Source organism: Williamsia sp. Y844 (genome assembly GCF_056786475.1).
In genome coordinates this window covers 2,678,913-2,692,838 of record NZ_JBXCJB010000001.1, presented here as the reverse complement: position 1 = coordinate 2,692,838, position 13,926 = coordinate 2,678,913, and the positions used below count along the sequence as shown (strand labels likewise).

The following is a 13,926-nucleotide window of genomic DNA, read 5'->3' as shown; positions in this document are numbered from 1 at the left end:
GTCTCAGTCCCAGTGTGGCCGGTCGCCCTCTCAGGCCGGCTACCCGTCGTCGCCTTGGTAGGCCATTACCCCACCAACAAGCTGATAGGCCGCGGGCCCATCCCAAACCGCCGGAGCTTTCCACCCTCTCCCATGCAGGAGAAGGTAATATTCGGTATTAGACCCAGTTTCCCAGGCTTATCCCAAAGTTTGGGGCAGATCACCCACGTGTTACTCACCCGTTCGCCACTAATCCACCAGCAAGCTGGCTTCATCGTTCGACTTGCATGTGTTAAGCACGCCGCCAGCGTTCGTCCTGAGCCAGGATCAAACTCTCCATGAAAATCCTCTAAAACCACTCCCGAAGGAGCGAGTTTCAAAAAAATCTGTTCTGAAGAGATTTTCAAATCCCAACCAAACAAAAACTGACACCACCACAGGACTCAAAACCTGCGATGGGATCAAAATAATATCTAACTAATGCCGGCACCACACACCCATCACTGAACCAAACCCCGGAATGGGATTTCGTCACCGTGACAGACATACAGCACCTAAATTGGCACTAACAATCCATCGACACACTATCGAGTTCTCAAAGAACACACCCGCAACCAACTTCGACACACGCATTCGATGCCATCCTGGAAGGGATATTTTGTTGTATCTAACCGGCTGTCTCCGTCTCGGAGGCAACTTTTCAAGCTTACCCGACTCGCATCCGGTCCGCAACTCGCTGCTCTCGCAGTCCGCCGCCACCCGCGTTTGAACCCTCCACCGAAAAGCGGAGCACATTCAACTATGGGCGGTCAACCTTGTTCCTTCAGGAAAAGACTTCCCTGTCGGTGTTCTCGGCTCCGGGCTTCTTGCTCTCCGGCGCCTCACTGGCTGACTTGAAGAAAGTTACGGGAACCGGACACCTACCGTCAAATCGCCTGGTCCGAGCGGTGTTTGGGTGGATCGCCGCAGACCAGAGGCACGCAGGGGCTCGTGACTGCGGGCCACGGATCTTCTGTGACCGTGGCCACTGTCCTCATCCCACCTCGACCGGTCCCGCCCGGGCGCTCGACCGAGCATCTCGAAGCCCGACGGCGCCAATCTCTACTGCGACCTGGGCGGTGACCACGACGTCACCACCCGTGACCTGGCACTTTTGCACCGATGCAGACATCCGGGAAGCAATGTCACGCGCGGCCCCGCACGGATCGGACTCGCCCATCACCAACCGTTGCGCCGCGGCCAATGCCGCGAGGTCGGCGGCCGACTGCGAGTGATGGCGGGCCGAAATGGCCGCTCCCACATACACAATCAGCACGACCACAGCGACCAGCGCCGCAATGACCATCGCCCCGACCACCGTCGCCGATCCGCGCTCGTCGCGCACCGGGTTCACGGATCCGCCCCGATCGGCTCAACTGCGGCCACTGCGGTGGCGCCCACCTCAACCATCGGCAGCAACGAGACCGACACCCGGACCCGTGCCTCCACCACCTCTCCCTCAGTGCGAAGGGACACCGAGGCGCCCTTGGGAGCCACCTGCCTCCCTACATCCCGCGCCTTGGCCGAATCTCCCTGTGCTGCAACACGTGCAACCTCTCGTGCCGCGTCGATGCATCGAATATGGGTTGCCATCGCCGCCACCCCGGCCACGGAGATCACCACTACCGCGACAATCGAGGCGATGGCGAACGCCGCTTCGATTGTCACCATCCCCCGATCGTCGGCCGGTAACCCCCGCCGCCGCATGGGGTCAGCCGACCGCGGTCTGCAGCGCCTTGTTGATGATCCCCGTCAGCGCAGCGACGATGTTGTCACCGGTGACCACTGTGTAGAGGATGGCGCCAAAGGCCGCGGCAGCGATCGTGCCGATTGCGTATTCAGCGGTGCTCATTCCGCTGTCGTCGGTCATCAGTAGTGCCGCCCTGACCTGGGCCTCTCGAATCATCCTGTTGATCATGATCATTTCCCTCCCCTTCTGTGCCGCGGAGGATCCGCGGCAGGTCTCACATCAGCCCGCCGCCGAAGACCGGCCCGGCAAGCCCGATGACCACCGGCACGATCCCCAAGCACACGAACGCCGGTAGAAAGCACAAACCCAGTGGTCCGCTGATCGCCACACCTGCACGCTCGGCTGCAGCTGCCGCCCGATCCTGGGCATCAGCTCGTCGGCTCTCCGCCAGCTCGGCCAGTCCACGCACCGGCGAGGAGCCGGCCCGCGCGGACCGGCGAGCCATTGAAGCCAGTGCCTGCACAGCTGGGTCTGCATTGTCGGGAACCGCCCATGCCTGTATCGGGTCAGCACCCAGTGCAAGCAGATCCGCAGCCTGGGCGAGAGTGCGGGCAAGTGCAGGAGGTGCCGATTGCGACACCACCCGCGCTGCCATACCGACCGGCAGTCCAGAGCGCAGGCACACCGCAAGCAGGTCATAACCTGCAGCTGCGGCGAACGGATCGTCGGAAGGGGCCTTGACGCCCAGCCAGCGCGGCTGTCGGTTGCGTTCCCGCCGGGCCGGCGGACCGACAACCCGATAGGTGATCCACTCCGGTCTGGGCCACAGGACGATCGCTACCGCGCAGACCAGGGCTGCCACCACCCACCCGGTCATGACCCCGCGACCTTTCCGACAATTCGCCTCGACCACAACAAGCCCGCGCAGACCAGACCGACGCCGACAACCAGGAGGATTCCTCCGAGGCCGCCCCCGAGCAGGACCGACAACGGCGAGGCACCAATCGCCTGCCCGAGACCGATACCCAGCACCGGCAGCAGTGCCAGCACCATGGCGGTCGCTTTGGCTCCGGCGAGTGCAGCCCGCGTCCGATCCCGAAATCGACCGCGCGCGATCAGATCTGATCGCACGGATGTCAGCAGTTCGGCAATCGGCAGCCCGTACTGTTCGGCCGTCCGCCACGCCACCGCCACCCGAGACCAGGCCTGCGGGTCACGGACCTGCGCCTGTTCGATCCCACCTGCGACGTCGCCGCCCAGCATGGACCGTCCGGCCATCGTCGACAACGTCTCGGCAACGGCTGACCGCGGTCCACCACCGGCGTCCTCGGCTGCCTGTCGGCAAGCGTGCGCAGGATGGGCGCCGACACGTAGTTCGGCGATCATCACCTCGAGCGCAGCGAGTAACGCAGCAAGCTCGGCTGCCACCTCCGTCTCGCGTCTCCTGGCCCGAAACAGCAGGTAGGCCATGCCCGACGCCATGGATGCGGCGATACCGGCAGACATCCCGACAATGATGAGAACTGCGACCGGCACCCCGATGGCCGCAACCGCGACGACGTCTTCAGTGGACCTGGCGCGGCGAACAACCGAAGCACCATCCAAGGCGAGTGTCCTCACCTGCGCTCGAGTCCGCGGCCAGAGCAGCAGCGTCAGCGCCACAGCCGCGAGCACCACGCTCATCGCACGAGCCTGCTGTCGAGGAGCGCGGCCAGGTCGGCGGCCGCAGCAGTGAAACCACCGCGGCGACGCCACACCGCTTCGACGTGCACCAAGCCGTCGGCACCGCGGCGCAACATCCCGATCTCCCCCACCCCGCGGGCACCGTTCGCGTCGCGGAACACACCGATCACGACTGAGATGGCTGCCGCGAGCTGGCTGTGGAGTGCAGGCCGGTCCATGCCACCGAGCGCGGCGAGCGCTTCCATCCGGGCCGGGACCTCGGCCGTGGAGTTGGCGTGCAGCGTTCCGGCACCGCCGTCATGGCCGGTGTTCATCGCGGTCAGCAGATCAACGACCTCAGCGCCGCGGACTTCACCGACCACGATCCGATCCGGACGCATTCGCAGCGCTTGGCGCACCAGCGCACGAACCGGAACCTCTCCTGCCCCTTCGACATTGGGGGTCCGGGCCACCAGTCGCACCACGTGCGGATGTTGCGGGGCCAGCTCCACGGCATCTTCCACGCAGAGGATGCGTTCGGCCGGATCGACGCGACCGAGCAGTGCCGACAGCAGGGTGGTTTTTCCGGCGCCGGTCCCGCCGACAACCAGGAACGCGAGCCGGGCGTCGATGATCGCCTCCAGCAGAGTCGCGGCTTCCTCTGCGATGGCACCGGATGACACCAGTGCGTCGAGGTTCTGGGTTGCCGGTCGCAGGACTCGCAGGGACAGGCAGGTCCCGTCGACGGCAATCGGCGGGATCACCGCGTGCAGGCGAACGCTGTACCCACGTCGGCCGAGGCCGGACAGCTGACCATCGACCCAGGGCTGCGCGTCATCGAGTCGTTTGCCTGCGGCCAGGGCCAGACGCATGGCCAGTCGCCGGACCGCGTCGTCGTCTTCGAATTCGATGTCCGACAAGCGAAGTCCGCGTCCCTGATCAACCCAGACGGCCCGCGGACCGACAACGAGGATGTCGTTGACGCCCGGACCTGCCAGTAGATCCTCGAGACGGCCGGCACCCACCAATTCGGTCTGCAGAAAGCGCAGCGCGTCGAGTAGGTCGGTGTCACCGAGCACACCACCGGCCTCGGCCCGGACCACGGCGGCCATCACCTCAGGTGTCGGATCCTGAGCGGTCGCGGCCAACCGTTCGCGGACCCGCGTCAGGAGTTGGCTGCGGTTGGACGCCGCCACCGGGCCCGGTTCACTCATCGCACAGCTCCCCGCAGCGTCTCGGCGCGCTCGAGGACCGTCACTGCACAGCGCCGCAGCGGCGAACGCCGCGCCAACAGCAGTCCGCCGGACTCGAGGTCACGGGCAAGTCGGGAATCCGGTCGGGTGGCGGTGAGCAGCGGCAATCCCAGCACCTGCGCCACCTGGCCGGCACGAAGTCCACCCGGAGACGGCCCGCGCACCACCACTTCGACCCGACCTGCCCGCGCCCGAAGCCTGGCCGCCATCTCGCGTCCGGCGGCACATGCCCGGATCGAGGCGCCACAGACCAGGACGACCAGGTCGGCCGCCTCCACCACGGCCGTGACCACCTCGTCGCCACGTCGCGGTACATCCACGACAACGACATCGCCGTTCGCTCGAGCAGCGTCGATCGCGGCGAGCGCAGCCTCCGGCCGGACCGGCGCAGGCGCGCCCCGGCGACCGGCCAGGATCGCCAGGCCTCCGCGCGCATGTGGCAAAGCGGTGTGCAGCGATTCGGCAACAACCTGCCCGCTCTCCAAGGTGAGTTCCTGCCAACGCAACCCTGGATGATCCTCGACGCCGAGAAGCAGATCCTGGCCTCCGCCGAGTTCATCGAGATCGAGCAACAGGGCGCCGTGGCCACGTTCACACGCGATCAACCCGATACCGGCGGCGAGTGTGGACGCACCGGCCCCACCGTGGCCGGCAATCACTGCGATGGCGACCCCTTCCGGGCCGGTGGGTCGCCGGATCCTCGACAACGCCTGAACCACTGCGTGCTCGTCGTCCGGTAGCACGAATCCATGTCCGGCTCCGAGCGCCAGCGCGCTCCGCCACATGTTCGGGCCGTCCCCGGTGACGCCGACGACCATCAACCCGTTGCGGCGGGGCAAACCGGCCGCAAGGGTCTCATCAACCGTCGACGCATCGACAAAAATGGCTGTCGCCTCAGCCCATTCACGTCGGCAACGATCGGGACGTGCACGAATCACGTGATAGCCGGATGCGGCCGCGACACGCTCGATATCGTCGGCCATTTCGGGCGACACCATCGCGAGTACCAGGGGAGCTTCGTTCATGCCTCACTGTGGCAGTGGTTCCACCGTGACATCGCTCGAAACCATCGGTTCGAGCGATGGTTGTGAATAGAACCCCACACTGTGGACAATTGCCCAAAAGAGGACAAAACCGCTGGTAGCGCGGGTGGTGAGAGGGTGGGCCAGATGACCGAAAACCCCCAGATATGGGGACGACCCCGGCCAGGGGGGGAGGAGGCCAGGGTCGTCGCGTTCAGCCCCGGGGGGTCGGGCTGAAAGCCCCGGAACTCGTCCGGGTAAGTACGACTATACACAAGAATCCATGATTGATTGCAACTTCAACCAATCGCCTTACTTGGCCTGAGCCGAGGCGCACAGACTTCCAATGGTGTAACCCAAACAAGTGAATCTTCGCCTCACGTGTGCCCTGGACGTACCCTCGACGGGTGACAGCATTCCAGCCGGCCGACGAGGGCCCACAGCACTCGGCCGGCACCCCGATCGCGGCCTTTTTCGACCTCGACAAGACCATCATCGCCAAGTCCAGCTCGCTGGCATTCTCACGCCCGTTCTTCGACCAGGGCCTCATCAACCGGCGCTCGGTCCTCAAATCGTCGTATGCGCAGTTCATGTTCCTGCTGTCGGCGGCCGACCATGATCAGGTCGAGCGGATGCGCAAACATGTCACCGAGATGTGTACCGGTTGGGATGTCGAGCAGGTCTCCTCGATCGTCCGCGAAACGCTGCACGACATCGTCGACCCGCTCGTCTTCGCAGAGGCCGCCGATCTCATCGCCGGTCACAAAGCGCGTGGCCACGACGTGGTTATCGTGTCGGCTTCGGGCGCCGAGATCGTCGAGCCCATCGGAGAGATGCTCGGCGCCGACTATTCGATGGCCAGCCGCATGAAAGTCGTCGACGGCAAGTACGCAGGCGTGATGGATTTCTACTGCTACGGCCAGGAGAAGGCGGTGGCGATGAACGACATCTCCCGGGCCGTCGGCTACGACCTCTCCCAGTGCTTCGCGTACTCCGATTCGATCACCGACCTGCCGATGCTCAGCGCGGTCGGCCATCCGACGGTCATCAATCCTGATCGGGGCCTGCGGCGTGAGGCCACCGAACGCGGGTGGCCGATGCTGTCGTTCACCAAACCGATCTCACTCCGCGATCGGCTCCCGTCAACCCCTTCGCCGAAGGTAACGGCTTCTGCCGCAGTCGGTTTGAGTGCATTGGCGGCCGGCGCAGTCACCTATACGATCCTGCAGCGCAAACGGCATTGAGTCCGCTGCGGCGGTTTCAAATATGTTCAGCCGCAACGGATGAGTGAATTTTCGAATTCACGACCAGGGAACACTTGATGTGACTGTGGTCACGGTGTACAAAGTAGTTACGGAAAGCGCGGAACGCCAAGTGCGGGCCGGAAGAGAAGGTACGGACTCCTGACCGCGCACTCCCAGCACGGATATCGAGCACCCACGCGAAGCACGCCGCGGGAGGCTACAGGTAGTGGACCTGCAAGATCCGCGCCGAGTTCAAGTGAGTTCCTTTGGGTGGGAGCGCATTTGGATAAGGTGCCGGAACACTTGCCGAGGTCATCCCACACAACCACAATACGCACGCATGTGTAACTCGGATCCGTGCTAGCGGGCGGCGATCTGACCCCACGTTCCAATACGTCGGGTCAGAGAGCCGTCCGCAGCGCGTTGTCCGCCTCTTCTACTTTCTCGGGCGCGCCGCTTCTGCGATCGACATCGCTTCGGCAGCACCGGCTTCAAGCGCCTCACAGCTGAGCAGCAACCACAACCGGATTGCCTCGGCATCGCCCGTACCGAACCCCTTCGACAGGTCGCGGTACTCAGAAATCCGCTTGAACCACGTCACCTCGGGGACCCCTAGGTTATGCGGGTCCAGCCCAGTGCTTGCACAGACCAGGCGGGACGCGGCCCGGGCCACCACCCCGTTGGCGTGCTGGAAGGGTTCGAGCGCCAGCAGCTCGGCATGCACCACAGCCGCCAGCACCGGTGCCGGCGCCTTTGTCGCACCGGTGATCAGTTGGGCAAGCAGGTCCAGGCGTTGCCCGAGTCCGGCGTCGGCACGCGGACGGCCGAGCAACTGCTGGTCGTCGGTGATGTCGGCGGCGGCGAGCACATGCAGCCGCGCGAGTGTCTGCATCGGTGCGCGCGTCCAGACCGCAACGAACTGCGGCAGGGAATCACCATCGAGGGCCTGGGCGACCCGCATCGCGCCGGACAGTACCGGATCGTCGAAATCTCCATCGCGGACGAGTTCGACACTGCCGCCGTCTATTGCGGCCGATGACCGGCCTGCACGCCACGACGCCTCGGTGGCTGTTTTGTCCCAGCCTCGCAGGTTGGCGGGGTGTCGGTGTGCGGCGGCCAGCGCATCTCGCGCACGGTCGGCGGCCGTCGCGACGCCCGGCATCTCGAACAGTGGAGCCAGCGGATCGGTCACGACAGATCAGCGTACGCGGCCCATACCCCCGCCAGGATCAGCGCATCTCCCGGTGGTCAGGGCAGCTCAGAGCATGGCCCGCATTCCGTGCCTTCACCACAGCCTCGTGCCGGGTGTGCGCGCCCAGACGGACCATCGCGGCGCGCAGGTACGTCTTCACCGTGTCCACGGTCAGCCCCAGCCGGTCAGCCACCACCCGATTGCCGAAACCCATGGCCACCAGCGACAACACCTCCAGCTGTCGAGGGGTGAGCGGTATGGACGGTTCAGCCGCAGACCTGCCCGCGCCGCCGATCTGGTCGACGAGCTCGAGGATCCGTCGGCGCGACTCATCATCGGTCGAGACCGTGGCGATATCGCGCAACTCATTGCACCAATCGAGCGCCGAGGCCTGCGCCTGCTCGGCCTGGGTGCGGGCAGCCAAGGCAGCAACGCGACGATCCACCTCGTCGCGCGTGCTCAATTCGGCGGCAACCCGGCCCGCTTCTACGGTCAATGCGTTGACCACGTCGTCGCCGAGGGGACCCTGGCCACGCCAGCCGGCGTACAAGAGCCCGCGCACCGAGCCGTCGACGACAATCGGTGCCGCGGCGAGATCGGTGATGCCCTCTCCGAGGATCTGGTCGTCGAAATCGTGGGTGATCTCGTCGGCCGAACCGTAGTCCCGGAGCAGGATCGCGCGTTTGTTGAGCCAGATGAGTCCACCGAGACCCCGCTGCGGGGTGACCCGGATGGTGCGCAGCGCGGAGGTCTTGTGTCCGACCGATGTCGTGACCACGATGGTGTCCTGATCACGCAGGCCCGCGAAAACCACCGGTGTTCCGGTCATCCGACGAAAGCGCGCGCTGGTAGCCCGCACCAGCTCGCGATCGCTGGGACGGAGGACCTCGTTGTCACCGCTCATGCACTATCCACTTTCGGGGCTATTTCAGTTGATGATGCCGCAGACATGATGTGGTACACAACACAGCGGCAGCCGAACCCGCCCACATCACAGTCGATGACGGCATGCGGACCGGCGGCGAGCGAAAGGGAGACAATGAGCGAAGGCACTGTACAAGCGGTATATCCCCCATCGACCGAGTTCGTCGCGCAGGCAAATGCGGGGCCCGAACTCGAAAAGGCCGCCGAGGCCGACCGCCTGGCGTTCTGGGCCGAGCAGGCGCACCGCCTGCATTGGGACACCGACTTCACCGACGTCCTCGACTGGTCCGACGCCCCGTTCGCGAAGTGGTTCGTCGGCGGCAAACTCAACGTCGCCTACAACTGCGTCGACCGGCATGTGGAAGCCGGCAACGGCAGTCGCGTTGCGATCCACTGGGTCGGTGAACCGGGCGACTCCCGCGACGTCACCTACGACCAGTTGCTCGCCGAGGTCTCGCAGGCCGCCAACTACTTCACCGAGATCGGCCTGGTCTCCGGCGATCGTGTCGCCATCTACATGCCGATGGTTCCCGAAGCGATCGTCACCATGCTGGCCTGCGCCCGCCTGGGACTGACCCACTCTGTGGTCTTCGCCGGATTCTCTGCCGGTGCACTGCGCTCGCGGGTCGACGACGCCGAAGCGAAACTGGTGGTCACCACCGACGGCCAGTACCGACGCGGCAAGCCTGCACCGCTGAAAGCTGCCGTCGACGAAGCCCTCGGCAGCGGCGACGATGCCGCGAAGTCGGTTGAGTATGTGCTCGTGGTGAACCGCACCGACTCCGACATCAACTGGACCGACGGCCGCGACCTGTGGTGGCACGAAACCGTCGCAAAGGCCGATACCGCGCACACCCCGGAAGCCCACGACGCCGAGCATCCCCTGTTCCTGCTCTACACCTCGGGAACCACCGGTAAGCCCAAGGGCATCGTCCACACCTCGGGCGGCTATCTGACACAGGTCAGCTACACCTTCCACAACGTCTTCGACCACAAGCCCGGCCAGGACGTGTTCTGGTGCGGCGCCGACATCGGCTGGGTCACCGGACACAGCTATCTCGTCTACGGCCCGCTGTCGAACGGCGCGACCGAGGTCGTCTACGAAGGAACTCCCAACTCCCCCAACGAACATCGCCATTTCGAGATCATCGAGAAGTACAAGGTCAGCACCTACTACATCGCGCCGACCCTGATCAGGACCTTCATGAAGTGGGGCCGCGAGATCCCCGACGCCCATGACCTGACCTCGCTGCGGCTGCTCGGCAGCGTCGGCGAACCGATCAACCCCGAGGCCTGGCGCTGGTACCACGAGGTCATCGGAGGCGAGCGCTGCCCGATCGTCGACACGTGGTGGCAGACCGAAACCGGGGCCATCATGATCTCGCCACTCCCCGGGATCACCGCCACCAAGCCCGGCTCCGCGATGGCCCCGCTGCCCGGGATCAGCGCGAATATCGTTGACGAAGAAGGTAAGTCGGTGAGTGCAGGCGAGCAGGGCTTCCTGGTCCTCGACAAGCCGTGGCCGTCGATGCTCCGCGGAATCTGGCGTGATGACGAGCGTTTCCGGGACACCTACTGGTCGCGGTTCGCCGAACAGGGCTGGTATTTCGCCGGTGACGGGGCCCGCTACGACGACGATCACGATCTCTGGGTCCTTGGCCGCATCGACGATGTCATGAACATCTCGGGGCACCGAATCTCCACGGCCGAAGTCGAATCCGCGCTTGTCGGCCATCACAGCATCGCCGAGGCCGCGGTGATCGGCGCCGCCGATGCGACCACAGGTCAGGGCATTGTCGCGTTTGTCATCCTGCGTCAGGGTCAGGAAGACACCGGAGATCAGCTCGTCAAAGAGCTCAAAGATCAGGTGTCCAAGGACATCTCACCCATCGCCAAACCGCGCGAGATCCATGTTGTGCCAGAACTCCCGAAGACGAGGTCCGGCAAGATCATGCGCCGTCTGCTGAAGGATGTCGCAGAGGGTCGCGAACTCGGTGACACCTCAACGCTGGTGGACCCGACGGTCTTCGACAACATCCGCCGCAGCAGCAGCTGATCGCACCAGTTGCGTCAGGCCCGGGCGACCTCAGGTGTCGTCCGGGCCCACCGCAGCGATTCACGCAGGTCGTGGCGGCGACGAGCCCATCGGATTTGTCGCATCTGCGCGCTATCCGCTGCGTCGCGCCGTGCCATCGCAGCACGCACTTCACGCGCCCGATAGTCCAGGCCGTCGCCGCCACCGAACGGCCACGACGAGATCACCACAACACCCACACACACCAGGATCCAGAACATCGTCGCTCTCCTTGGTTTCTGTCGGCATCAGGTGGGACACCGATCGGGTACCAAGAACGCTAATGAGAACAAAGCAGCAGGTCAGCCACCTCGGGGACGATCTTTCACTCCTACCACCGCAGGTCCGGAGAATCCTCCCCGGGACGGAGGTTTTCGTGGGCCTCACCCGATAAGATCAACGAGATGCGGTGGTTGACTGCACGGTATGCGCGCACCTTCGCGCTGATGGGGTACCAGTACCCCTGGTACTACATGCTGATCACCGACGCCGCGATCCTGGCAGCCGTGAGCGCCGCGACCGCGCAACGGATCGCCGATCATCCGCACGGCCGAGACTGGCTGTACCTCTCACTCGCGGTGTTCTTCGCACTCGCCCCGCACATCGCCTGCCTGTTCCTCAAGAAACGGATCGTGTTCACCCCGTTACTTCTTGTGGGAACGGTCATCTCGGTGGCCTTCTTCTGGATGATCCCGGTGTACGCCGATGCCGCGCCACTGCTGCTGGTCCTGGGTGTCACCACCGGCGGGGCGATCAGCACGTGGAAACAGTCGGTCGTCAACATGATCCTGAGCGCCGGCGCCCTGGCGATCGGAATCGCGACCGGAGCAGTTGAGCAGGGATGGTTGATCGCCGCAATGCTGTGTTTCGGTGTCGCAGTGGGACACCTGATGCAGGCCCAGCTGGCGTTGCTGTTGCGCGAACGTCAGGCCAGGGCCGCGCGGCTTCAGCTCGACCGCGTCACCCTCGCCAGTGAAGTGCACGATGTGATCGCACATTCCCTCAGCATCGTTCTGCTCAACGTGACCGGCGCCCGGCGGGCGTTGCAGGAGGACAACGACACCGCCGATGCCGTCGCCGCGCTTCTCGATGCCGAACAACAGGGCCGCGCGGCGATGGCCGACATCCGCCAGACCATCGAATTGCTCCGCGCCGACGCCGAACCCGACTCCCCGACACCGGGTCTGAGCGATCTGCACGAACTCGTCTCGTCGTTCCGGCGTGCCGGACAAGACATTCGGTTCGACTACGACGATCCCGGCGCGCCCGCCACGAGCGCAACCGAACTCGCGACGTTCCGCATCGTCCAGGAATCCCTGACCAACGCATCGAAACACGCCCCCGGCGCCACCGTTGATCTGAAGGTGCGGCCCGACGCGACCGGAAGTCTGCACATCACCGTGCGCAACAAGGTCACACCCGACAGCCGGCGCCGGCCGGGTGGGTCCGGCCTGAGTGGAATGCGTTCACGAATCGAACATCTGGGTGGCCGGTTCCACGCGGCGCCGACCGACGACGCCTGGGAGGTCAACGCGGTGTTGCCGTTTGCCACCGACCACCGGACCGGCACGGACCTGCGCAGCACGGCGGTACCCGGTGGCCGCTGAAACGCCGCGGATCCGCGTACTCCTGGTGGACGATCAGGATCTGGTCCGATCCGGGCTGCGTCGAATCCTGCGCCGCAAAGACGGTTTCGACGTGATCGGCGAATGCTCCGACGGCGACGAGGTGGTCGACGCCGTGGCAGACCACCGGCCCGATGTGGTGGTGATGGATCTGCGGATGAGGCGGGTCAGTGGGATGGCCGCAACCCGAAGGCTGGCGTCGACAGTCGATCCACCACCGGTCTTGGTGCTCACCACTTTCCGGGACGAGGAGTTGTTGTCGGACGCGCTGCGAGCCGGTGCGGCCGGTTTCGTGTTGAAGGATTCACCCGCCGAAGAGCTGATCCGGGCCGTGCGCATCGTCGCCGAGGGTGAGGCAGTCCTCGATCCGGCGATCACCTCGCGGGTGCTCGACACCTATCGGGCTGCGCCGGGCCCGACCGCCGCCGGTGCCTCACTCGATCGCCTGACCTCACGCGAGTCGGCGGTCCTGGGCCTGATCGGACGCGGGTTGTCGAACGACGAGATCGCCGCCGAACTGGTGATCTCGGTGGTCACCGTCAAGAGCCATGTCGGCAACGTCTTCCACAAGCTCGGTGTGCGCGATCGGGCCGCAGCGGTGGTCTACGCGTTCGACCACGGGGTGGTCAGTCCCCGCGCCCGCTGAGCGCTCCTCAGCGGCGCTACAGCTTCGCGAAATGTTTGACCGTGTCGGTCTCGATGGTGGCGAAGGTCTTCGCGGAGATCGGGGTCGCGAACTTGGTGGTCTTGGCCATCAAACCCGAGAGTTCGATGGCGAACGACCACGTGAATCGACAGCCGATCGGTGCAGGCTCGACCTCGGTGAGTTCACCGAACGCCTTGAGGCTCGGAACGTTGGCCTGCTCGACGTAGAAGGCGTTGCGGTACCGACCCGCCTCTGGATCCTCGTCCCAACAAAAGAATTTCTCCGACAACTTCACATAGCCGGGGGCCAATTCGGCCGACCGCGTGGTGCCGACACCGTAGGGCGGCGCCGAGGTGAAGGTGATCGATTTGATGATCCGGCACCAGTCAAGGGTGTTCTGCCTTGTCAGTTCGGCCCATGCCGTGGCGGGGCTGACCGGCAGGTTGACCGAGAAGCGGTGGGTGACCGGGGCGGTCTCGAAGAAGTCGAGAGCAAACGGTTCGAGCGGGTACGCGGGCATGATTGCCTTTCGTGAGGCGTTCAATCCCGGCGAGCGGCGAGGCGACCAAGGATTCG

The 13,926-nt window shown here is 64.9% G+C and carries 15 protein-coding genes and 1 rRNA gene; 4 read left to right on the top strand and 12 right to left on the bottom strand.

All coding sequences use genetic code 11. The features are described 5' to 3' along the window. The 8 genes from AC1TQG_RS12455 to ssd all read right to left on the bottom strand — a co-directional run. A 16S ribosomal RNA gene (locus AC1TQG_RS12455) occupies window positions 1–322 on the bottom strand; the annotation flags it as partial. Window positions 323–1,012: 690 nt separating this feature from the next. Continuing rightward, window positions 1,013–1,372 carry an Rv3654c family TadE-like protein gene (locus tag AC1TQG_RS12450; RefSeq protein ID WP_482137205.1) on the bottom strand — a complete coding sequence of 120 codons (360 nt, stop codon included), beginning with the start codon at window positions 1,370–1,372 and terminating at the stop codon, window positions 1,013–1,015. Beyond that, entirely contained in the window at window positions 1,369–1,689 is a 321-nt protein-coding gene (locus AC1TQG_RS12445; protein WP_482137204.1) for a TadE family type IV pilus minor pilin, read from the bottom strand. Before AC1TQG_RS12445 ends, AC1TQG_RS12450 begins: the two co-directional genes overlap by 4 nt. A gap of 40 nt (window positions 1,690–1,729) precedes the next feature. Then, the gene (locus AC1TQG_RS12440) at window positions 1,730–1,936 is read right to left on the bottom strand and encodes a DUF4244 domain-containing protein (protein ID WP_482137203.1); all 207 of its coding nucleotides are present in this window, start codon (window positions 1,934–1,936) and stop codon (window positions 1,730–1,732) included. A 46-nt stretch (window positions 1,937–1,982) separates the two neighbouring features. Further along, window positions 1,983–2,585: a type II secretion system F family protein gene (locus AC1TQG_RS12435; RefSeq protein ID WP_482137202.1), complete on the bottom strand. Its 603-nt coding sequence runs from the start codon at window positions 2,583–2,585 to the stop codon at window positions 1,983–1,985. Then, window positions 2,582–3,391 carry a type II secretion system F family protein gene (locus tag AC1TQG_RS12430; RefSeq protein WP_482137201.1) on the bottom strand — a complete coding sequence of 270 codons (810 nt, stop codon included), beginning with the start codon at window positions 3,389–3,391 and terminating at the stop codon, window positions 2,582–2,584. The genes AC1TQG_RS12435 and AC1TQG_RS12430 overlap by 4 nt, the downstream gene beginning before the upstream one ends. Then, window positions 3,388–4,584, bottom strand: a complete 1,197-nt coding sequence (locus AC1TQG_RS12425; RefSeq protein ID WP_482137200.1) for a TadA family conjugal transfer-associated ATPase — start codon at window positions 4,582–4,584, stop codon at window positions 3,388–3,390. Before AC1TQG_RS12425 ends, AC1TQG_RS12430 begins: the two co-directional genes overlap by 4 nt. Continuing rightward, window positions 4,581–5,648, bottom strand: a complete 1,068-nt coding sequence (gene ssd / locus AC1TQG_RS12420; RefSeq protein ID WP_482137199.1) for a septum site-determining protein Ssd — start codon at window positions 5,646–5,648, stop codon at window positions 4,581–4,583. The genes AC1TQG_RS12425 and ssd overlap by 4 nt, the downstream gene beginning before the upstream one ends. A 404-nt stretch (window positions 5,649–6,052) precedes the next feature. On the opposite strand from ssd, the gene AC1TQG_RS12415 reads away from it, so the two are divergent. Continuing rightward, on the top strand, window positions 6,053–6,889 hold the full coding sequence (locus AC1TQG_RS12415) for an HAD family hydrolase (RefSeq protein WP_482137198.1): 837 nt from the start codon (window positions 6,053–6,055) through the stop codon (window positions 6,887–6,889). A gap of 436 nt (window positions 6,890–7,325) precedes the next feature. Here AC1TQG_RS12415 and AC1TQG_RS12410 read toward each other — a convergent pair whose 3' ends face one another. Next, a complete protein-coding gene (locus tag AC1TQG_RS12410; protein WP_482137346.1) occupies window positions 7,326–8,051 on the bottom strand; it encodes a Fic family protein in 726 nt (241 codons plus the stop codon). A 67-nt stretch (window positions 8,052–8,118) separates the two neighbouring features. After that, window positions 8,119–8,985, bottom strand: a complete 867-nt coding sequence (locus AC1TQG_RS12405) for a LuxR C-terminal-related transcriptional regulator (protein WP_482137197.1) — start codon at window positions 8,983–8,985, stop codon at window positions 8,119–8,121. Window positions 8,986–9,120: 135 nt separating this feature from the next. Here AC1TQG_RS12405 and acs point away from each other — a divergent pair, with 135 nt between their 5' ends. Next, on the top strand, window positions 9,121–11,061 hold the full coding sequence (gene acs, locus AC1TQG_RS12400; RefSeq protein ID WP_482137196.1) for an acetate--CoA ligase: 1,941 nt from the start codon (window positions 9,121–9,123) through the stop codon (window positions 11,059–11,061). Window positions 11,062–11,075: 14 nt separating this feature from the next. Here the strand turns inward: acs and AC1TQG_RS12395 are convergent, their stop codons facing one another. Next, complete coding sequence (locus AC1TQG_RS12395; RefSeq protein ID WP_482137195.1) at window positions 11,076–11,300, bottom strand: hypothetical protein; 225 nt, start codon at window positions 11,298–11,300, stop codon at window positions 11,076–11,078. 183 nt (window positions 11,301–11,483) lie between these two features. On the opposite strand from AC1TQG_RS12395, the gene AC1TQG_RS12390 reads away from it, so the two are divergent. Beyond that, window positions 11,484–12,686 carry a sensor histidine kinase gene (locus AC1TQG_RS12390; RefSeq protein ID WP_482137194.1) on the top strand — a complete coding sequence of 401 codons (1,203 nt, stop codon included), beginning with the start codon at window positions 11,484–11,486 and terminating at the stop codon, window positions 12,684–12,686. Beyond that, window positions 12,676–13,350 carry a response regulator transcription factor gene (locus AC1TQG_RS12385; RefSeq protein ID WP_482137193.1) on the top strand — a complete coding sequence of 225 codons (675 nt, stop codon included), beginning with the start codon at window positions 12,676–12,678 and terminating at the stop codon, window positions 13,348–13,350. The genes AC1TQG_RS12390 and AC1TQG_RS12385 overlap by 11 nt, the downstream gene beginning before the upstream one ends. 16 nt (window positions 13,351–13,366) lie before the next feature. Here the strand turns inward: AC1TQG_RS12385 and AC1TQG_RS12380 are convergent, their stop codons facing one another. Then, entirely contained in the window at window positions 13,367–13,870 is a 504-nt protein-coding gene (locus AC1TQG_RS12380) for an SRPBCC family protein (RefSeq protein WP_482137192.1), read from the bottom strand. Between the last annotated feature and the right edge of the window lie 56 nt (window positions 13,871–13,926).